Genomic DNA, 20,648 nt, shown 5'->3' with positions numbered 1-20,648 from the left:
CGCACAGGAGTTACGGACATGATCGAGCACAAGCTAGCGAACATCCTTCTGAGGCCCGCCGAGCATCTCGCGGGCCACGACGAGCTCTACGCGTTTGCCGCGAAGCCCCTCGCCTTCGACGAGGCGGGCGCCCTCGTGGTGAGCGAGCCCACCGACTTCATGACTTTCCTCAACGCGTGCTCCGCCGCCAAGTGGCGCACCTACTGCGGCATCGGCGAGGTCGTCCTGCACCTCGCGCTTTCGGGCGACGCCTGCGAGGTCATCGTCAAGGGCATGCCCCAGGGCGCCAAGGCCGAGGCCCAGAACACCGTCGAGCTGTCGCGCATCACCGTCAAGCCCAACGAGGGCGAGGTGGCGGCCGTGAGTGCCACGGTCGACACCGCGGGCATGGACCTCGTGGCCTTCGAGCTGCTCCCCTGCGGCAGGACCCTGCTGCACGGCGGCCACTGGGCGGCCCAGGTGGACGAGGGGCGCGTGCGCCCCATTGAGCTCGCGCTCTCCACTACCACCTTCAAGAAGGAGCACTACATCGTCCCCAACATCGAACTCATGCGCTCGAGCATGGCGAGCGAGGCAGACCCCATCTTTGGCCACTTCCACATGTTCGTGGTCGACAACGGCCGCACGCTCGACGCCGACGCCCTCTCCGACGACCTCGTGACGGTCATCGGCAACGAGAACGTGGGCGGCGCCGGCGGCTTTGCCCGCGGCATGCTCGCCGCGCTCGACTCGGGCGAGGGCTTCACCCACGTGGTCCTCATGGACGACGACGTACACGTCTTCCCCGAGAGCATCAAACGCACCTACAACCTGCTGGCGCTCGCCAGTGACGCCTACAAGGACGCCTTCGTGAACGGCGCAATGCTCTCCGTCGAGCAGCCTTGCCGCCTGTTCGAGGACGTGAGCCACGTGCTGCGCAGCGGCGTCTACCGCAAGGTCAAGCCCGACCTCTACGTCGACCGCCTCGACCAGGTGGTCGAGAACGAGCGCCTGAATGTCGAGGTTGACAACGCCTACGGCGCCTGGTGGTTCTCGTGCATCCCGGTGGCCAACATCCGCGAGAAGGGCCTGCCCCTGCCGGTCTTCGTGCGCTGCGACGACGTCGAGTACGGCCTGCGCTCGAAGCCCACCTACATGACGATGAACGGCATCTGCGTGTGGCACGAGAGCTTCGAGGGGCGCCCGCGTGCCTCGGTCGACTGCTATCAGTACGTGCGCAACTTCCTCGTCATGGCCGCCTGCGACGGCTTCGTCAACACCGAGCTGTTCATGACGCGCGTCTGGCGCAACGTCATGCTGCGCCGCCGCGACCTCGAGTACGGCGCGGCCGAGCTGCTGCTGCAGGGCGTTGAGGACTACTTGCGCGGCCCCGAGTGGCTCATGGAGGCAGACGGCAGCGCCCTCATGCGCAAGAACGGCCAGCTCAACGATAAGTTCGTGCCCGTGAGCGAGCTCGACCCCGAGCTCGTCGCCGCCGCGCGCCTGGATGAGATCAAGCCCACCCAGCACCGCAGGCTGGGCCTTGCCGGCAAGCTCGTGAAGTCCATCCCGGGCGACAAGCACCTGCTTCCCGACGCACTGCTGCGCAAGACCCCCGGCCACATGCAGCGTCTCACCGACGTGGACTATGACATCGACACCCGCGCGACCCGCACGATCGTCGTGCTCGATGCCACGGGCGAGAAGGCCGCCGTCCGTGAGATGGACCGCGAGCGCAACCGCCGCATCATAGCGCGCGAGCGATCTCTCAAGAAGCGCTGGCAGCTCGAGCACGAGCGCGTCGCACAGGCCTACAGGGACGCCTTCCCCACGATGACGGGCGAAGCCTACTGGCGAAGCCACCTTGGCATGAAGTAGCGGGCTGTTGCCACGAAGAACTGGTATCGGGGGCCGGCTTTCCGCCTGGGAAAGCCGGCCCCTTGTCATACGTGAGACCATGACGCAGCTGCTGGTACGCAAATGCAAAGGGCTGGCCTCCCACGGGGGGGAAGCCAGCCATCTCTTCATGTTTGTGCGAATTGGGTCCAAGTAGTCGCGCATCGGGACAATTGCCCGAAGAGCCAAGCCCCGGCTACTTCTCGGGACGCTTGACGTACTCGATCTGGGGATGGAAGCGCAGGCCCTCGAGGGTGCCGCCCACGACGGCCCGGGCGCGCTCGAGCTTGCGGCCCTTGGCCTCGAGCAGGATGCGCGCGAGGTGGTTGAGGTCGCGGGCGGCCACGTACGCATAGCCCGCGGCGCCCTCGCCACGGTAGAGAACGATGTCATTGCGGTAGGCCAGGCGAAAGCGCGCGATGCGCTCGCCCGAGTCGAGCGCGATGTTGCCCGCACCGTTGGTCTTGCACTTGTGCGTGACGATGCTCGTGCCCACCACGTAGCACGGATACCTGCGCGAGACGCGGCGCGTGAACTCCCAATCGTCGGTCCAGATGAAGAAGTCTTTGATGGGAAGCCCCAGCTCGGCGATGACGTCGGCCGGGACGAACAGCGACACGAACGACGCGAGCGTGCAGGGCTGCAGCTCGGGCGAGAAGTCCTCGATCGTGGTGTGCAGCGGGTGGCGCTGGCGGTTCATCGAGCAGGGCGTGCCGTCGGTCCAGAGGCACACGCTCGTGAGGTAGCCGTACTCCCCCTCTAGACCCTCGCCGGCAAGCAGCAGCTCGCGCAGGGTGTCGGGGTGGGTCATGCAGTCGTCATCCATGACCCAGACGTAGTCGTGGCCGCGCTCGACCGCGACGCGCATGCCAAAGTTGAAGCCGCCCGCGCCGCCAAGGTTCTCGCCGGTGTTGTAGTAGGCAATGCTCCCCTGCTCGACGAGCGGCGCCAGGGCCTGCTCGGTACCGTCGGTGCTCGCGTTGTCAACCACGATGACCTGCAGCTCATATCCTGCGGCAAAGCCAGCAAGGTCCTGCCTGGAGAGGCAGTCGAGGCACTCGAGAAGCAGGTCCTTGCGGTTGTAGGTCACGACGACGGCGGCGACGCTCTTCTTTGCGACGTCCTGCTCGGCCACGTCCTGCTCGGCCTTGGGGCCAAGCATGGAGCCGGCGCCCGGGGTCGCGTCGTCCTGCTCGGCCGCCATTAGTTGAACTGCTTTCGATAGGCCTGGCAGACCTCGTCGGTGTCACCGATCATGCGCTGGTGGCCCTTCTCGATCCACACGCAGCGCGTACACAGGCGCTCGACCTGCTCGAGCGAGTGGCTCACGAACAGGACGGTGACGTTGCCACTCTCGATGAAGTCGCGGATGCGGCGCTCGCACTTCTCTTGGAAGAAGACGTCGCCAACCGACAACGTCTCGTCGACGATGAGGACGTCGGGCTCGACGACCGTGGCGATGGCGAAGGCGATGCGCGCCACCATGCCGCTGGAGTAGTTCTTGAGCGGCATGTCCATGAAGTCCTTGAGCTCGGCGAACTCAACGATCTCGTCGATGTGGGTGTCGATGAACTCCTTGGTGTAGCCCAGCAGGGCGCCGTTGAGGTAGATGTTCTCGCGCGCAGTGAGCTCGATGTCAAAGCCGGCGCCCAGCTCGATGAGCGGCGCGATGTTGCCGTGGACGCGCACCGATCCCTCGCTGGGCTCGAGCACGCCGGCGATGATCTTGAGCATCGTGGACTTGCCCGATCCGTTGGTGCCCACCAGGCCCAGCACCTCGCCACGGCGAACCTTGAAGCTCACGTGGTCGAGCGCGCGGAACTCCTCGAAGAACAGCTCGCGCTTGGCCAGCTTGATGAAGTACTCCTTGAGGTTGTCGAGGCGCTCGCTCGCCATGTTGAAGATCATCGACACGTCGTTGACCTCGATGGCGTAGTCCTCGCTGGAGTTGTTGATGGTCTTATCAGCCATGCTAAGAAACCAACCTTTCGGCGTGGACTAGATGTAGAGGATGAACTTGCGCTGGAGCTTGCGGAAGACGGCGTAGCCAATCGCGATCATGATGACGGCCCAGAAGGCGCACATGGCAACCGTGATGAGCTCGGGCGGCTGGCCGTTCAGCAAGATCATGCGCATGAACGTCACGTAGTTGTACATGGGGTTGGCCAGCATGATGACGCGCATGAAGGCGTAGGGCACCTGGGCAATCATGCTGACGGGCCAGAAGATAGGCGTGACGTAGCTCCACGCGAGGATGACGACGCCCCACAGGTGGATGACGTCGCGGAAGAAGACGGCGAGGGCCGAAAGCAGCAGGCTCATGCCGATGCAGAAGCCCATGAGCAGCACGAGCAGGACCGGCAGCAGGATGACGGTCCAGGTGGGCATGACGCCCTCCCACAGCATGACGAGCACGACCGCGATGAGCGAGAAGGCGAAGTTCACGAGCGAGAAGAGCACGCGCTCGATGGGGAACACCGTCTTGTTAATGCGGACCTTCTTGAGCAGCGGCGCCGCGTCGAGAATCGAAGTGACGCCCTGGTTGGTGGAGTCGGCGAAGATCTGCCAGGTGACGTTGCCCAAGATGAGATAGAGCGGGTAGTGCTCGATGGAGTCATAGCGCAGGAAGAACGAGAAGACGAGCGACATGACGATCATCATGAGCAGCGGATTGAGCACGCTCCATACGACGCCGAGGACGCTGCGGCGGTACTTGCGCTTGAAGTCCTTGCCCACGAGCTGGCGAAGGATGAAGTTCTGCTTGGCGCGGTCGCTCTTGGCGAACGCCTGCGACGCGGGGACGGCGGCCGGGACGCTGGTCGCCTGCGAGGTCTGGTCTTGGGACAATGGGGTCTCCTTGACGGGCTTACAGATCCGCGCGGGGGCACGGGGCGCGGGCATGACGCCGGCGCACTAATAGTTGGATGATACCAGCGAGGGCCTACGAGAGAATCCCCGCCATGCAACGCTCACTAAATACGCTCTGATAGGGCACCACGCCGTACTGGCCGCCGGCAAATACCTGCACGTAGGTGGCGGCGAGCCAAGCCACGATGACGAGCACGCAGCAAACGCGGCGAAGGCGGGCGTCCTTGATGTGGGCGAGCATGCGCGGCATGAGCAGGATGAGCATCGGCGCGAAGTAGCGGGCCACGCGGTCGACGATGGCGGGCACGAAGAAGGCCGAGACGTTGAGGGCGAGGGTGAGCGTGGCGCACAGCAGAAGCGTCGAGTCGAGGGGGTCGAGTGAGATGGTCGCGATGGCTACGCCGGGCGCCTCGCCCCTCTCGGCAGCGGACTTGGCGTCTCGACGAGACTGGTGCTTGCCCAGGTAGGGTGCGAGCAGGGCGAACGCCCACGTGAGGCCCGAGGTCACGATGGCGTTCACGCGCGGGTGAGGCCCCACGTAGACCGAGCTCGCAGGGTCAAAGTAGAGGCCAAAGCGCGTCTGGGCGAAGAAGACCTGCACCACGCGGACGCCCGCGAAGGCCACGGCAACGAAGCCCACGAGACAGGCGAGGGCGCGGGTGGGCGTGAGACGCAGGCGCGTGAGGGGCCAGACGACCAGCCACAGAAGGCAGCTCAGGTGCATTGAGGCCCCCAGCAGCACCCAGAGGGCGTAGCGGGCGAAGCTGCGTCGGGGGCACGTCTCCCCCACCAGACGCGCGGCGTTCGCTCCCCTCCCGCAGGCATGGGGCGTAAGCGCGAGGGGGCCCACCCACTCGAGGGCGTTCAGCACGCAGGCGATGGCAAACCACTGGCGCGCGATGTTGTACGACTCGAAGTAGAAGCCCGCAACGAGGAAGAGCGCCACGGACAGCACGGGAACGGGCGACAGGCGCCTGCAGGCGCGCAGGACGAGCGCGTAGGTCGCCGCGGAGATGGTCGCGAACATCCACTGGGGGTTGTCGGTAAACACGTTAAGGAGGCGGATGAGCAGATAGAAGCCCGGGTCCATGCCAAGCGCCGGGGGCTGGTTGGCGTAGAGGTGGTAGAGCTGCCAGTAGCCGAGGTAGCCGGCAGACTCCATCGTGGCGCTGTAGTCGACGCCGATGTCGTAGCGCAGGGCCGCGGGCGCTAGCAGCACCACGAAGGCGGCGGCCCACAGCGCGCGGGCAACGCGGGGGCGGCCGGCAAAGCCGTATTCGGCCGCCACGAGCAGGCCAAGCGCGACGGCGATAGTGATGAGGTAGACGAGCATGCAACCTCCCCGGCACCAATGGCACCGTGACGATGTTCGAAAATATTATTGCGGATCAACGACACGCCATGATAGTCGTGAGCTGCGGCGATGCCATCGGAAGACGGCCAAGGCACATAAGAATCCGAGATTTGCGAAAAAATGTCCAAATTTCTGCTTGCGCGTCGCTCGAGCTTAGGTATACTAGCTATCGCGCTTCGGGTGCACGGCACTTCAAGGCGTACCGATTCCTCGGTAGCTCAATGGTAGAGCCCTCGGCTGTTAACCGAGTTGTTATAGGTTCGAGTCCTATCCGAGGAGCCAGAATTTGATGACCCCGTCGCTTGCGGCGGGGTTTTCTTTTACCTCTCGACCCACGTCCGCGTCATCGCGATTCTCGAGGGATAGGGCGGCGCCAAGAACGCCGTTGCCGGGCAAGCGCACGTTTTTGACAAGCTTGCGGCCGCCTACTTGAGCTTGATGCTGATGCCAAAGTAGCGCGAGAAGCCGCCCTTGCGGCGGGGAGGCTCCGAGGGCCTGCGCTCCTCCTCCACCGCACGGCGCAGCTCCTCCTCGCCAAAGCGCTCAAGCAGGACGGTGGGAAATGTGCCGTCGGGGTTGACGAGCTCCATGCGGCCGTTGATGGTGCGCGGCTTACTCTCGGACGGGGTCTGCGAGCCATGGGGCCGCTCGTCCTCGTAGCCAGCCTCCTTCTTGCGCACCCTAAGCTTGGCGTCGGCAAGGTCGCGGTCCATTCTCGTCTGCTCGTAGAGGCTCCTGGGGTGCGACGGTTCGATGATCATGAGGTTCCAGTCGCCAGGCTTGGGGTCGCCCTCGGCCGAGACCTCGACCCAGGCGCTGTCTGAGCCCTCCATACGGCGCCAGCGGCGCGTACCCGCAACGGCGTCCGTCTCCGCCCCATAGGGGCCCGCCTCGACGTGGTAGTTCTCGGTAGCCGACTCCTTGACCTCGATGAGGCAAGCGGGGCCGTGCTCATCCACATAGCTGTTGAGCGCACGCGTGAGCTCGAATTCATTCACGACGAGCTCGTCGATGCCCTGGTCAGCACGCAGGAACGAGAGCCTGAACCTGATCATGGTGTCCTCCCCAAAAGAAGTGGCCAAGCCTCGGGAAGGGGGCTTGGCCACAGTAGTACCACGTTGGCAGGACATTAAATCGATGAGCTGCTACATTCCCTCGAAGCCGGTCTGACGCAGGGCCTCGTAGAGAACGATCGCCGCCGCGTTCGAGAGGTTGAGGGCGCTGATGCGGTAGTCATCGGGGTCTACGAAGTTGCCGCAGACGTCCTGGGCGAGCGCCACGTGGTCGCGTGCCTTGCCGCTGCGGGCGGCCCACTCGCCGGCGCCCGTGATGGAGGCGGCGTCTGGCAGCATGGGAATGCGCTCGCAACGCTGGGGCATGCGGGCGAGCAGCCCCTCGTCAATGCCCGTCGACTCCTTGCCAAAGACGAGGAAGTCACCGTCGCGATAGGTCGACTCGGCATAGGTACGCCGCGCCTTCTTAGTGAGCAGGTGCAGGCGGGCGTCGCCCTCGACAAGGCCGCAGCGCTCGAGGAAGTCGTCCCAGTTTGCGTAGGTGGCAACGTCGAGGCTGTGCCAGTAGCCAAGGCCGGCGCGCCTCAGATGGTCGTCGTTGAGCGAGAAGCCAAGCGGCCCCACGAGGTGCAGGCGCGAGCCCGTGACCACGCAGGTGCGGCCGATATTTCCCGTGTTGGCGGGAATCTCGGGCTCGAGCAGGACGATGTTGAACATGTGAACCCCTACACCTGGCGACGCTAGAAGCAGAGCTTCACGAGCGCCTGCTTGAGGCCTTCCAGGCACTCCCAGGAGCCATCCGAGCCCTTCTGGCAGTAGGCATCGGCCTCCTGCTGGGTGGCGGGGGCATCCTTGACGCACTGGAGCAGCACGGCGCCGGCCTCGGTGGGGGTCATGCCCTTGGACTTGGCCTGGAAGTCCGCGATGATGCCCGTGACCGAGCGGCAGGTGAGCTTGATCTTGCAGGTGGCGCTGCCGCCCGAGCCGGAGATGTCAGATATCTCGTAGTCGAAGCTCTGCAGGTAGGCGTCGACGAGCTCATCGGCCGAGACGCCCATCTCCTCGAGCTGGCTGCCCACATAGGTGTTGACCGTGTCCTTCACGAGGTCGACCGAGTCGCCCGAGTCGGCCTTGAGCTCGTCGAGGCGGCTGGAGATGTCGCTACCGATGGCGTTTGAGTCGTCGTCGGAGAAGTCGGAGCCGCCGCAGGCCGTGAGGCCCAGGGCAAGCACGCAGCACAGCGCCACGACGAGTACGGAAACGAAACGGTTGTGCCTCATGGCAACCTCCAAAGCGGCTCCGCACGTCTTGGCGCGAGGGGCGGACAGCGTGACGCACGGCTTGCGTGCGTCTGATACGAATCGAGTAGCTTCAACTATACCGTTCATACCCAAGATGGCGCGAGAGGGACGAGCGGCACGCCGGCTAGGACATGCGAAAGCCCCGCCCGATAGCAGCGGCTCGCTGGTATTGGGCGGGGCGTAAAGGTCAAGCACTGAGAGGACTATTCCTCCATGTAGTCTTTGAGCTTGCTCGAGCGGCTCGGGTGGCGCAGTTTGATGAGCGTCTTGGACTCGATCTGGCGAATGCGCTCGCGCGTGACGCCAAACTCGCGACCAACCTCCTCGAGGGTGCGGGGGTGACCGTCCTCAAGGCCAAAGCGAAGCTTGATGACCTTGCGCTCACGGTCTGCCAGGCCATCGAGCACCTGGTCGAGCTGCTCGCGCAGCATCGAGTCGCTCGCAGCCTCGGGAGGCGCCACGGCCTGGGCGTCCTCGATGAAGTCGCCCAGCTGGGAGTCCTCCTCCTCGCCAATCGGCGTCTCGAGCGACACGGGCTCCTGGCTGATCTTCTGGATCTCGCGGACCTTCTCGGCGCTCATGCCCATCTCCTCGCCAATCTCCTCGGGAGTGGGGTCGCGGCCAAGGTCCTGCAGCAGCTGGCGCTGCACGCGCACGAGCTTGTTGATCGTCTCGACCATGTGGACCGGGATGCGGATCGTGCGGGCCTGGTCGGCGATGGCGCGCGTGATGGCCTGGCGAATCCACCAGGTGGCGTACGTCGAGAACTTGAAGCCCTTGGTGTAGTCGAACTTCTCGACCGCGCGGATGAGGCCGAGGTTGCCCTCCTGGATGAGGTCGAGGAACAGCATGCCGCGGCCCACATAGCGCTTGGCGATGGAGACGACCAGGCGCAGGTTGGCCGAGATGAGGGCCTGCTTGGCCTCCATGCCCATCTGTTCGACGCGCGTGAGGCGGCGCAGCTCGACGCGGGAGAGCTCGAGCTCGCCACGCTCGTGGGCCTCGAGCTTCTCAGCGGCCTCGGTGCCCGCCTCGATCTTCATCGCAAGGTGGACCTCCTCGGAGGCGTTCAGAAGGTCGACCTTGCCAATCTCCTTGAGGTACATGCGAACCGGGTCGCCGGTGAGCATGACGGTGGCCGCGTCCTGGCGACGGCGGCTCTTGAGGCTCGAGCCCTTCTTGCGCTTGGGCGCGCTGGGAATCGTGGGAATCTTCTCGACGGGGGTCGAGTCATCGTCGTTATCGTCGAACGAACCCATGCGGTCGTTGGAGTCTTCGTCGTCGGAGCCGTCCTCGACGGGCACGTCGTCGCCGTCGCTTGTGATCTCGACGCCATGCGAGCGCAGGGCGCCATAGAGGTCCTCGAGCTCGTCGTCATCGACGTCGACCTCGCGCAGGGCAACCTGGATGTCGTCCTCGGAGACGCTGCCCGAGGCCTTGGCGGTCTCAACAAGCTGGCCGAGCGCCCCCTCGAGCTCGGAGGAAAGCTTCGGTTCGTTCTTGGTCTTATTAGTCGTTGCCACAGACTTCCTCTCGACGTCCATACGATGCACAGATGATTTCTAGTATCTCCTGAACAATGCAGCGTAAGCATGGAAATGTCATTTAAACATAGAAAAATCCATGCGTCCACGCGACCGTTCGACCCCCCTTGGGCGAGATGGGCCCGCGCGGCCGCGCGTCTCCGCAAGCGAGCGTTCGCCCACCCGCGGCGCCTTGCCGCGCGCCCTACTCGAGCGGCTGTTCCGCGCGCACTCGGGCGCGCCGCTCCCTGAGCTGCCCCAGCTCGACCAGCGCCGCGCGCATAGCCTCGGGGTCGGCCGAGGAGAGGCCGCTCGTGAGCTGGGCGATGCGCCTGTCGAGCGAGCGGATCTCGGCCTCGCCCACCACGAACTCGACGTTCTTGCTCTCGTCCCAGCCGCTCGTCGCGTCGAACTCGCTCGCGCTCAAGATCCTGGGCGCGTCAGGGCAGACGCGGGTCGCGAGGTTCACGGCGTCTGCGGGCGTGGTGCCCTCGGGCGTGCCGAGGATGGCCCAGGCGATCGTCTCATGACGAGCGTCAGCCCAGCTAAACGTCGAGATGCGGTCGGCATAGGGCCGGAAGGCGTCGGGATTCTTGGCGAGCAGCGCGAGCAGGTTGCGCTCGGCGCGCAGCTGCGTGCGGTCCTCGGTCGAGAGGGCGTCGTCGCCAAAGGTCGAGGGCCCCGCCGGCGCAGCCTTCACGGGGGCGGCACCAATCGCAGGATCGACGTCCGAGCCGAAATCCTCCGGCACGTAGTCGTAGGCGAACTCGTCGTAGTTGGGACCGTCCTCGACGGGGGACGCCGGGCGCGCCTGCCTGCCCTGGCCACGCCAACCCTGGTAGCGCGCCTGCGCTCCATAGCGAGTCGAGGCGTCCTCGACCTCCTCGACGGGCGTCTCGCGAATCTTGCGCTTGGCGGCCTCGGCGTCGACGCCCAGGCGACCTACGACCTGCTGGACGTAGGAGTCGAGCAGGTAGGAGTCCTTGAGCGGGGCCAAGATCTTGGCCACCTCGTCGAGCGCCTCAAGGCGTAGGCCCGGACTCGACAGATCGCGCGTCTCGAGCGTCTTGTCGAGCACGAAGTCGATGAGGGGCCGCGCGCCGCGCAGCTGCTCGCTCATGGCCTCGGAGCCATGGGCCTTGAGGAACTCGTCGGGGTCTTGGTTGTCGGGCAGCACCACGCAGGTAAGTGCAGCCTTCGTGCTCTCGGTAAAGCGTACGGCGGCCTGCGCGGCATGCTGGCCAGCCGCATCGCCGTCGAACATGCAGACGATGGTCTTGGCGAAGCGCGATAGGGTGCGCACGTGCTCGAGCGACAGGGCGGTGCCAAGGGCGGCCACCGTGTTGGTGAAGCCCGCTTCGTGCATCGAGATGACGTCCATGTAGCCCTCGGTCACGATGGCGTAGCCCTTCGCGGCGATGCTCTCCTTGGCGTAGTCGAAGGCGAACATGTGCTTTGACTTGTGGAAGACGCTGGTCTCGCGCGTGTTGAGGTACTTGGGCTTGGCGTCACCCATGACGCGACCGCCAAAGCCGATGCAGCGGCCCTGCTCGTCGTGGATGGGGAACATAACGCGGTTGTAGAACTGGTCGCGGGCGCGTCCCGAGCGCGACGACACGAGGTCTGCCGCCTCGAGCTCGGCACGCGAGAAGCCCTGGGCCGTGAGCTCACGCATGAGCGACACGCCGGGGTCGGCAAAGCCGAGGTGCCAGCGCGAGCAGATGTCGGAGTTGAAGCCGCGGCCCGCAAAGTAGCGACGGGCCACGGCGGCCGCGTCGCTCCTGCCGCGCATGAGGCGCAGCGCGTAGGCCGACTGGGCGGCCTCGAGCGCGTCGATGACGCGCGTGCGCTTGGGGCCGCGGGGCGCGCCGCCGCGCGGGGCGTCGTCGATGTCGATGTGGGCGCGGTCGGCGAGGTAGCGCACCGCGTCGAGAAAGTCGAGGCCCTCGCGGCGCATCACGTAGTCGAAGACGTCTCCGCCCGAGTTGCAGCCAAAGCAATGCCACAGGCCCGTGGAGGGGGTCACGTGAAACGACGGGCTCTTCTCGTGGTGGAAGGGGCAGCAGCCCCAGAAGTCGTTGCCGCGCGGGCGCAGCACGACCGTCTCGGAGACGAGCTGAACGAGGTCGGTCGCCTGGCGCACCCGCTCCTTGTCCTCGTCCGTGATCATAGGATCGCTCCCTCCCCCAGATAGCTCCTCACCCAGGCGACATTGCCCAGAACCGTGCGCTCAAGCTCGTCGAGCGACGCGAACGTGCGCGGCTCGCGCAGCCACGCCACAAACGACACCGACAGCTCGACGCCGTAGAGGTTTCCCTGAAATCCCACGAGCGTGGCCTCGAGGAAGGGCTCGCCCTGCTCGCCCCCGAAGGAACGCGGTGCGCCGACGTTGACGGCCGCGGGCCAGGCCGAGGAGCCGTCGCAGACGAGCGCGGCGTAGACGCCCTCGGCAGGCAGGCAGGCGGAGACGTCAACGCGAACGTTGGCCGTGGGAAAGCCAAACGAGGTGCCCTCGCCCCGGCCGTGCTCGACATGACCGCGCACGAGGTGGTAGCGGCGCAGCAGGCCGGCCGCCGCCTCGACCTTGCCCTCGTGGAGCAGGCCGCGGATGCGCGTGGCACTCACCGCACGCCCGTCCTCGCAGACGAGCTCGTGGCCATGGACGGCAACGCCGAGTGACTTGCCCACGGCGGCCAGGGCACGAACGTCTCCGCGGCCGCCCGCGCCCATGCGGAAGTTCGCGCCAACGTGCAGCGACACCGCGCAAAGCGGGCACACGAGCCAGTCGACGAGGAAGCGGTCGTGGGGCGTTGCGGCCAGGCGCTCGTCGAACGGCACGACGAGCACGGCATCGACCCCCAGCGTGGCGAGCATGCGCACGCGGTCAGCCACGCTGAGCAGCGACTCGTTGACAATCGGTCCAGACAGAACCGCCGCGGGGTCGGGCGAGAAGGTCACGGCGACCGAGGCGCACCCGCGCCCGGCGGCCTCGTCCACCGCCGACGTCACGAGCGCACGGTGCCCCACGTGCACACCATCGAAGGCGCCCACGGAGCAGACGCAGGAGACGGCGGCTGAGCCGATGCGCTCGCCCAGCGGGGTCATGGCATAGAGGCGCTCGCCCGTGCCGATAATGCGGGCATGCGGGAGCGCCTGGTCGAGCGCGGGGCCCGCCACCAGGCGCTTCGCGAGCTCGAGAGCGCTCAGGACATGGTCCCAGGCAGGGCCCAGCGGGCTTGCCGCCTGTGGCTCGGCGCTCATGGGCGCACTCCCATGATGCCCGCGGGGAAGTTGGTCTGGCTCACGAGCTGACGGCCGACGCGGCGCCAGACGCCATAGAGCTTGCCCTCGTTCACGAGCGAGACGAGTCCTCCCTCGGCCACCTGCGAGGACACGGCGCCAACGGGCAGGCGCTTTCCGCAGGCTGCATCAGCAAGCTCGGCGGCCGTGAGGGTGCGGGCGGGAAGGCCCAGGCAGGCCGCGGGGTCGAGCGACGCGGAGTCAAGCAGGGCAGCCCCTTCGGCCTCGAGCCTCTCGAGGTTCACGCACGAGCCCAGCGAGATGGACCCCGAGCTCGTACGCGTGAGTCCGCCCAGGTGAGCGGCCGTGCCGCAGGCACGCCCCAGGTCGCGCGCGATGGCGCGGATGTAGCAGCCCTTGGAGACGTCGAACGAGCAGAGCCAGGCGCAGGCGCCATCGACGTTCTGGATGGCGACGAGCTCGGCGGCGTGAATCGTCACGGGACGCGCCTCGAGCTCGACCTGCTCGCCGGCGCGGGCGCGCGCATAGGAGCGCACGCCGTTCACCGAGATGGCCGAGTAGGCGGGCGGCACCTGCATGAAGCTGCCCACGAGCGACGCCAGCCGCTCGCGCGCGGCGGCCTCGTCGAAGGCCCAGGCGGGAACGTCGGCCGTGCGGGTGACGGCGCCCTCGGCGTCGTCGGTGTCGGTCTCGGAGCCAAAGACCACGAGGCCCATGTAGCTCTTGCGCTCGGCCGTGAGCAGGCCCATGAGGCGCGTGCCTTGGCCCACGCCCACGACGAGCACGCCCGACGCATCGGGGTCGAGCGTGCCGGCGTGACCCACGCGGCGCTCGCCCAGCGCGCGGCGGACGTGCGCCACGACATCATGCGAGGTCATGCCAAGGGGCTTGTCGACACCTATGAGCGCGTTGATGCCACTCGTCCCACGACGCATATCAGACCCCTTTGCCAAGCTCGAGTTTCATTTGCGGGTTGGTGGGGACGACGTCTCGTCCCTCGTCGGCGGCATGGAGCACCGCCTGGAGCTGCGGCAGCACCGTCGCGAGCGTGGCGTCGATGCCATCCTCGGAGGTGAAGCCGGCCGCAGCCTTGTGGCCGCCGCCGCCCAGCAGGCGGGCGACGCCGGAGATGTCGTGCTTGCCCTTGGAGCGCAGGTAGCCGCGCACGCGGCCGTCGGGTAGCTCCTTGAGGAAGAGCGCCACCTCGGAGCCCTCGACGCTGCGCACGACGTCGATGAGGCCGTCGCACTCGTCGGGGCGCGCGCCCGTGCGCTCGAGGTCGTTGCGCGTGGCGTAGCTGTAGGCGATCCGACCGTGGTCGAACGTCACGATGCGACCCATGACCACACTCTCGAGGTGCAGGTACGCGAGCCTGAAGCTCTGGTACACGTTGAGCGAAATCATCGAGGGACTCGCGCCCGCGTCGACGAGCATGCTCGCGCACTCGAAGGCTTCGGAGTCGGCGTTCTGGTACTGGAAGCGGCCCGTGTCGGTGACGATGGCGCAGAACAGGCAGTTCGCGATCTCGGGCGTGATGTGCGCGCCAAGGAAGAGGCCGAACTCGGCGATGATCACGCCAGTCGCCGCGGCGTCGGGGCGGATGAGGGCCACGTCGCCAAACGGCGCGGTACAGGGATGGTGGTCCATGATCGCCACGTGGGCGCTACGCTCGAGCACGGCCTGCGCGCAGTTGAGGCGCGGAGCCACCGACAGGTCGACCACGATGAACAGGTCGGGCGTGCCGGCGTAGTCGCTCGCGCGCACGAAGCAGTCCGCCCCTGGGAGGAAGCGGTACAGGCGCGGCACGGGGGCGTCATCGGCCAAAAGGCTCGTGACGTGCTTGCCCTCCCAGTGCTGCGTGATGATCTGCTCGAGCGCAAGACCACTGCCGAGGGCGTCGCCGTCGGGGTCGGTGTGCGCGCAGATGACGATCTCGGTCGCCTCGTCGATGAGGCGCGCTATGCGCCCGAACTTCTCGCGCTGCTCGGCAAATAGCTGCTCGTCTCCAGAGTCCATGCGCTCCCCTATGCCTCGCTCGACTCGTCCTCGGAAGGCTCGTCCCCGCTGGCCTCGCTGGCGATGGGGTAGCCAAACTCGTCCTTCTCCACGTCGATGGTGGGCGGACGCTGCTCGAGGGCGCGGGCGATGCGCTCGGCCTCGTCGGTCGAGGTGTCGATGGAGAACGCGAGCTCGGGCGTCACGCGCCATCCGAGGGCGCGGCCAAGCAGCGAGCGGATGCGGCCCTTGGCGCGCTCGAGGGCGGCCATGACCGACTCGTAGCGCTCAGGCTCGCACGTGACGTAGGCGCGCACGAACGAGCGGTCGACGGAGACCTCGCAGCCCGTGAGGGTCACGAGGTCGAGATCGGGGTCGGCGACCTCAAAGAGAAGGATGCTCGCAAGCTTCTCGCGGGCGATCTCGCCGGAGCGGCGCGAATTTGCGTTCTGCTTCATGTCTGCTCCTGCCTAGGTGGGGTGGGGCGACCCCAAGGGGCCGCCCCACGCGTAGTCGCTAGTCACAGGCCCCGCGAGCTGCGGGGAAGCCCAAACCTACTCGGTGCGGGCAACCTGGACGATCTTGTAGCCCTCGATGACGTCGCCAGGCTTGATGTCCTGGTAGTTCTCGAGGCTGATACCGCACTCAAAGCCGGCCTTGACGCTCTTGACGTCGTCCTTGTAGCGGCGCAGCGAGGCAATCTTGCCGTCGAAGACGACGATGCCGTCGCGAACGAGGCGGACGTTGTCGTCGCGGCTGATCTCGCCCTCGGAGACCATGCAGCCGGCGGCGATGCCGGCCTTGGGCACCTTGAAGGTATCGCGGACCTCGGCCGATCCGGTCTGGTGCTCCTCCTCGGTGGGCTTGAGCATGCCGATGCGGGCGGCGTCGATCTCCTCGATGGCCTTGTAGATGACGCTGTAGGTGCGGATCTCGACGCCCTGGTGCTCGGCGGCAGCGCGGGCCTTGGCGTCGGGGCGCACGCCAAAGCCGATGATGATGGCGTTGGAGGCATCGGCCAGGGTGACGTCGGTCTCGGTGATGGCGCCCACGGCGGAGTGGATCGTGTTGATGCGCACCTCGGACTGGTCCATCTTGTCGAGCGAGTCCTGAAGGGCCTCGATCGAGCCCTGGACGTCGGCCTTGATGACGAGGTTGAGCTCCTTGACCTCGGCGTCCTCCATCGTGGAGAAGAGCGTCTCGAGCGTGACGTGCTTGACGCGGTTCTGCTCCTCGATGCGGGCCTTGAGCGCGCGCTGCTCGGCCAGGGCGCGTGCCTCGCGCTCCTCGGTGAACACGCGGAACTCGTCGCCGGCGGCGGGGACGCTCTGCAGGCCCAGGATCTCGACCGGGTCGGAGGGCCTGGCCTCCTTGACGGTGTTGCCCTTGGGGTCAAGCATCGCGCGGATGCGCCCGTAGGACATACCGGCGACGATGGCGTCGCCGACGTGCAGGGTGCCGCGGGTCACGAGGACCGTGGCGACCGAGCCGCGGCCGCGGTCGAGCTTGGCCTCGAGGACGTTGCCGGAGGCGAACGTGTTGGGGTTGGCCTTGAGCTCAAGGACGTCTGCCTGGAGCAGAACGGTCTCGAGAAGCTCGTCGATGCCGATCTTCTTCTTGGCGGAGATGTTGACGAACATGTTCTGTCCGCCCCACTCCTCCGGGATGATGCCGTACTCGGTGAGCTCCTGGCGCACCTTGTCGGGGTTGGCGCCGGGCTTGTCGATCTTGTTGACGGCCACGATGATGGGCACGCCGGCGGCCTTGGCGTGGTTAATCGACTCGACCGTCTGGGGCATGACGCCGTCGTCGGCGGCGACGATCAGGATGACGATGTCGGTGACCTTGGCGCCACGGGCACGCATGGCGGTGAACGTCTCGTGGCCAGGAGTATCGATGAAGGTGATGACGCGGTCGTTGATCTTGACCTGGGAGGCGCCGATGGCCTGGGTGATGCCGCCGGCCTCGCCCTCGGCGACGCCGGTGTGGCGGATGGCGTCGAGCAGCGACGTCTTGCCGTGGTCGACGTGGCCCATGACGGTGACGACCGGGGCGCGCGGCAGCAGGTCCTTGGGGTCATCGTAGAAGGTGAAGGAGTTCTCCTCCTCCTTGGTCATGACCTTGACCTCGCGGCCCAGGTCGTCGGCGACGAGCTCGATGAGGTCGTCGGACATCGACTGGGTCATCGTGAGCGGGCTGCCCAACAGGAACAGGCGCTTGACGATGTCGGAGGCGGGGACGTTGAGCAGCTCGGCAAGTTCGGCGACGGTGGAGCCCGTGGGGACCTTCACCATGCCAATCTCGGCGACGTTCTGGTCGTTGGCGATGGCCTCCTCGATCGCCTGCTCCTTGGCGGCCTGAGCGGCCTGCTTCTGGCGGCGCTCCTTGCGCTTCTTACGGCGGCCGGTGGACTCGCGCGAGGCCTCCTCGACGCTGGCGCGAGCCTCCTCGAGGACGCGCTCGCGGTTGTACTCCTCGGCGGCCTTGGCCATGCGGCTGTAACGGTCGCCCTCCTCCTCGCGGTGGCCCTTGTGCTTGCCGCGCGAGGCCTTGGCGGCCTTCTCGGGGCTCACGGGCGTGGAGTCGGCCACGTTGTTGTTGGAGTGGGTGGCGCCGGAGGCACCGCTGCGCTGCGGGCGGCCACCGCGGCGGCCACGGCCTCCGTTGTTGTTGGCCTCGGCCTTCTTGGCGGCCTGCTCTTCGCGCTGAGCCTTGAGAATCTTCTCCTGCTGGGCAATCTGGTCGAGCAGACTCGTCATCGAGGGCACGGACTTGGGGGCGTTGTCGCGGACGCGGTTGCGCTCCTCCTCTTCCTTGCGCTTGCGCTCGGCCTCGGCACGCTCGGCCTCGGCCTTCTTACGGGCCGCCTCGGCGCGGGCGCGCTCGGCCTCGGCCTTCTTGCGCTCGGCCTCGCGACGCTTCTCGACCTCGATGCGCTCGGCCTCGGCGCGGGCGCGCTCCTCGGCCTCGGCCTTCTCCTTGGCCTCGGCCTCGGCCTTCTTGGCGGCCTCGATCTCTGCGGCGCGGGCCTCGAGGATCGGCGCCATCTTCTTGCGGACAACCATGACGTAGGCGTCCTCGAGGGCGCTCGATGCGGACTTTGCCGGAATCATCATGTCGGAGAGGTGCTGGAGCATCTCCTTGCTCGTCATGCCAAATTCCTTGGCAAGGTCATGTACGCGGGTCTTTGCCATGTGGCCTACCTTCCTTACGGGCATGTACCGGGCGGTTTATGCCCGAGGTGTCAGAAATGGACGTGTGAGGTTAGCCTGAACGCCCTAGATGAGCGAGTCGGGGTCGTCGGAGACCTCGGCGCCGTCTACGAGGTCGAGCTTCTCGTGGACGCCGCAGAAGCGCGAGCCCGGACGGGCCATGTTGCGGCACTGGATGCCGGAGGGGCCCACGTACTCGCAGCGGTGATCCTCCTCCTCGTCGCCGAGAAGATCCTCGGCCTCCTCGACGGGGGCGGGCATCTGGGACAGGACGCCGGCGGCAAGCGACTCGTTCTTGATGTCGATGTGCATGCCGGTGAGGCGGGCGGCGAGACGGGCGTTCTGGCCCTCCTTGCCAATGGCCAGGGAGAGCTGGTCGTCGGGCACGATGGCCGTGACGAAGCCCTCCTCGAGGGTGATGACGCGGTTGACGCGCGCCGGAGACAGGGCGTTGGCGACGCACTTGCAGGGGTCGTCGTCCCACAGCACGACGTCGACGCGCTCGCCGCGCAGTTCGCTCACGACGGTGCGCACGCGGCTGCCCTTGGGGCCAACGCAGGCGCCCACCGGGTCGAGGCGATCATCGAGCGAGGAGACGGCGACCTTGGAGCGCACGCCCGGCTCGCGGGCGATGGAGCGGATCTCAACGACGCCGTCGTAGATCTCGGGGACCTCGAGCTCGAAGAGGCGACGGATGAGCTCGGGGTGCGTGCGCGAGATGACGATCGAGGGGCGGGAGTGCTCGCCGCGGACCGGCTGGGCGATCTGAGCGTTGGGGTCGCGCACGTCGATGATGACGGCCTTAATGCGCTGGTTGTGCGAGTAGCGCTCGCCGGCGGGGCGCTCGTTGCGCTCCTCGGGGTGGCGCTTGCGGTCGAAGTGGGGCAGCTCGGCCTCGACGCCCTCGCGGATCTTGACGATCGTGAAGTCGGGGGTCGACTGCAGCACGGTGCCGGTGATGATGTCGCCGACGCGCTGCGAGAACTCCTCGTAGATCTGCTCGCGGGCGGCGTTGCGCACGATGGCGTTGATCTCGGCCTTGGCGTGCTGGGCGGCGATGCGGCTCGTGTCCTTGGGCGTCACGTCGATCTCGTCGAACTCCGTGTAGTTGCCCTCCTCGTCCATCGAGTCGTCCTTGGGGACGAGCTTGTAGACGTAGATCTTGCCGGTCATGCGGTCGATCGTGACCTTGGCGCCCCAATCGAGGTGCATGAGCGTCGCGTAGCTGGCCGCGAGCGACTGCTCGAGGCGGTCGAGCAGATAGAGCTCGTCGATGTGCTTCTCCTGGCAGAGCGCCATGAGCGCTTCCATCATCTGAGATGCCATGTGTGCTAATCCTTCCTGGCCGTGTCATCCAAAGGCGCCCGCGGCGCCCATCATGTCTTGCTACTTGCCCTAGGCCTTCTTGCCGCCCGACTTGTCGAACGTCTTCTTCTCGCCCTTGGCGAAGGTGGGCTTGATGGCGCAGCGGCGAATCTCGTCGAGCGCGAAGGTCTGCTCGCCGTCGTCGGTATCGATCACGACGAGACCGTCCCTCATGCCCACGAGCTTGCCCGAGAAGCGCTTGCGGCCCTCAACGGCCTTCGTGGTGAGGGCGACCTGCTCGCCGGCGAAGCGCTCGAAGTCGCGCTCGCGGCGCAGCGGGCGGTCGAGGCCCGGGGAACTCACCTCGAGGGTGAAGGAGCCGGGGAACGGGTCGACGACGTCGATGACCTCGGAGACCCACTCGGTCTGGGCCGCAACGTCGTCGAGCGAGATCGTTCCCTTGGCCTCGTCCATCCAGTCGAGGCGGACGCGCACCGTGGGCGCCTTCGTGGCACCAACGAGCTCGACCTCGAGGACGTCGACGCCATGCGCGGCACCGGCCACCTCGAGGGCCTGGAGAATGGCGGCGGCCTTGTCTTCCTGCGTCATCGGGCCTCCCTTCAATCCGTGGCCGCGAGCGACACGGCCTACCTACAGACAAAGAGATGCGGGGCGAAAACTCCACCCCACATCCCTCAGTCAATCCTACTATCCAAGCCAGTGTAGTAAACATCCTGCTAGAGCGTCAAGATGCAAACTGTGTAGCATCCGTGATGATGCCCGGCGGCCCATCCTAGGCGCCCGGCTCGGCAACCACGACATCGATCGTGACGGTCGAACCGGCATCGACGCGCTGGCCCGCCGCGGGGCTCTCGCCCACCACAACGCCCGCCTGCCTCGAAGCGTCCGACACCTCGTTGGTGCCCACGGCAAAGCCCTTC

18 protein-coding genes and 1 tRNA gene are annotated in these 20,648 nt (G+C 66.6%); 2 read left to right on the top strand and 17 right to left on the bottom strand.

What is annotated here, in order from left to right; translation table 11 throughout:
• The first annotated feature begins 18 nt into the window (after nt 1–18).
• Nucleotides 19–1,857, top strand: a complete 1,839-nt coding sequence (locus AC1VTH_RS00995; RefSeq protein ID WP_481334242.1) for a hypothetical protein — start codon at nt 19–21, stop codon at nt 1,855–1,857.
• A 214-nt stretch (nt 1,858–2,071) separates the two neighbouring features.
• Here the strand turns inward: AC1VTH_RS00995 and AC1VTH_RS00990 are convergent, their stop codons facing one another.
• The 4 genes from AC1VTH_RS00990 to AC1VTH_RS00975 form a co-directional block, all read right to left on the bottom strand.
• Nucleotides 2,072–3,079, bottom strand: a complete 1,008-nt coding sequence (locus AC1VTH_RS00990) for a glycosyltransferase (protein WP_481334240.1) — start codon at nt 3,077–3,079, stop codon at nt 2,072–2,074.
• Nucleotides 3,079–3,846 carry an ABC transporter ATP-binding protein gene (locus tag AC1VTH_RS00985; RefSeq protein WP_481334238.1) on the bottom strand — a complete coding sequence of 256 codons (768 nt, stop codon included), beginning with the start codon at nt 3,844–3,846 and terminating at the stop codon, nt 3,079–3,081. Before AC1VTH_RS00985 ends, AC1VTH_RS00990 begins: the two co-directional genes overlap by 1 nt.
• A gap of 27 nt (nt 3,847–3,873) precedes the next feature.
• Nucleotides 3,874–4,722, bottom strand: coding sequence for an ABC transporter permease (locus AC1VTH_RS00980; protein WP_481334236.1), 849 nt, complete (start codon nt 4,720–4,722; stop codon nt 3,874–3,876).
• Between the two features lie 94 nt (nt 4,723–4,816).
• The gene (locus tag AC1VTH_RS00975) at nt 4,817–6,076 is read right to left on the bottom strand and encodes an EpsG family protein (protein ID WP_481334235.1); all 1,260 of its coding nucleotides are present in this window, start codon (nt 6,074–6,076) and stop codon (nt 4,817–4,819) included.
• A gap of 228 nt (nt 6,077–6,304) precedes the next feature.
• On the opposite strand from AC1VTH_RS00975, the gene AC1VTH_RS00970 reads away from it, so the two are divergent.
• Nucleotides 6,305–6,379: transfer RNA gene (locus tag AC1VTH_RS00970), tRNA-Asn, on the top strand.
• Between the two features lie 143 nt (nt 6,380–6,522).
• Here AC1VTH_RS00970 and AC1VTH_RS00965 read toward each other — a convergent pair.
• From AC1VTH_RS00965 to AC1VTH_RS00905, 13 genes are all read right to left on the bottom strand, one after another.
• A complete protein-coding gene (locus AC1VTH_RS00965) occupies nt 6,523–7,152 on the bottom strand; it encodes a hypothetical protein (protein ID WP_481334233.1) in 630 nt (209 codons plus the stop codon).
• 90 nt (nt 7,153–7,242) lie between these two features.
• Nucleotides 7,243–7,827 (bottom strand): tRNA (cytidine(34)-2'-O)-methyltransferase, encoded by a 585-nt coding sequence (locus tag AC1VTH_RS00960; protein WP_481334231.1) that lies wholly within the window; start codon nt 7,825–7,827, stop codon nt 7,243–7,245.
• Between the two features lie 23 nt (nt 7,828–7,850).
• On the bottom strand, nt 7,851–8,390 hold the full coding sequence (locus AC1VTH_RS00955; protein WP_481334229.1) for a hypothetical protein: 540 nt from the start codon (nt 8,388–8,390) through the stop codon (nt 7,851–7,853).
• Nucleotides 8,391–8,614: 224 nt separating this feature from the next.
• Nucleotides 8,615–9,934: an RNA polymerase sigma factor RpoD gene (rpoD, locus tag AC1VTH_RS00950; protein ID WP_293825416.1), complete on the bottom strand. Its 1,320-nt coding sequence runs from the start codon at nt 9,932–9,934 to the stop codon at nt 8,615–8,617.
• A 205-nt stretch (nt 9,935–10,139) separates the two neighbouring features.
• On the bottom strand, nt 10,140–12,104 hold the full coding sequence (gene dnaG, locus AC1VTH_RS00945) for a DNA primase (RefSeq protein WP_481334227.1): 1,965 nt from the start codon (nt 12,102–12,104) through the stop codon (nt 10,140–10,142).
• Nucleotides 12,101–13,195 carry a bifunctional riboflavin kinase/FMN adenylyltransferase gene (gene ribF, locus AC1VTH_RS00940; protein WP_481334225.1) on the bottom strand — a complete coding sequence of 365 codons (1,095 nt, stop codon included), beginning with the start codon at nt 13,193–13,195 and terminating at the stop codon, nt 12,101–12,103. Before ribF ends, dnaG begins: the two co-directional genes overlap by 4 nt.
• Entirely contained in the window at nt 13,192–14,130 is a 939-nt protein-coding gene (gene truB, locus AC1VTH_RS00935; RefSeq protein ID WP_481334223.1) for a tRNA pseudouridine(55) synthase TruB, read from the bottom strand. The genes ribF and truB overlap by 4 nt, the downstream gene beginning before the upstream one ends.
• 1 nt (nt 14,131) lies before the next feature.
• Nucleotides 14,132–15,211 carry a DHH family phosphoesterase gene (locus AC1VTH_RS00930; protein WP_481334221.1) on the bottom strand — a complete coding sequence of 360 codons (1,080 nt, stop codon included), beginning with the start codon at nt 15,209–15,211 and terminating at the stop codon, nt 14,132–14,134.
• A gap of 8 nt (nt 15,212–15,219) precedes the next feature.
• Complete coding sequence (gene rbfA, locus AC1VTH_RS00925) at nt 15,220–15,648, bottom strand: 30S ribosome-binding factor RbfA (protein WP_293825406.1); 429 nt, start codon at nt 15,646–15,648, stop codon at nt 15,220–15,222.
• A 96-nt stretch (nt 15,649–15,744) separates the two neighbouring features.
• Nucleotides 15,745–18,384 carry a translation initiation factor IF-2 gene (gene infB, locus AC1VTH_RS00920; protein ID WP_481334219.1) on the bottom strand — a complete coding sequence of 880 codons (2,640 nt, stop codon included), beginning with the start codon at nt 18,382–18,384 and terminating at the stop codon, nt 15,745–15,747.
• 84 nt (nt 18,385–18,468) lie between these two features.
• Nucleotides 18,469–19,728 (bottom strand): transcription termination factor NusA, encoded by a 1,260-nt coding sequence (gene nusA, locus AC1VTH_RS00915; RefSeq protein WP_481334217.1) that lies wholly within the window; start codon nt 19,726–19,728, stop codon nt 18,469–18,471.
• Between the two features lie 69 nt (nt 19,729–19,797).
• A complete protein-coding gene (locus tag AC1VTH_RS00910) occupies nt 19,798–20,316 on the bottom strand; it encodes a ribosome maturation factor RimP (protein WP_481334215.1) in 519 nt (172 codons plus the stop codon).
• Between the two features lie 184 nt (nt 20,317–20,500).
• On the bottom strand, nt 20,501–20,635 hold the full coding sequence (locus tag AC1VTH_RS00905; RefSeq protein WP_481334255.1) for a PASTA domain-containing protein: 135 nt from the start codon (nt 20,633–20,635) through the stop codon (nt 20,501–20,503).
• Nucleotides 20,636–20,648: the final 13 nt, after the last annotated feature.

This window comes from Parolsenella sp., assembly GCF_982402205.1.
The sequence above is the reverse complement of the archived record's forward strand: the minus strand, read 5'-3'. Positions and strand labels throughout refer to the sequence as shown.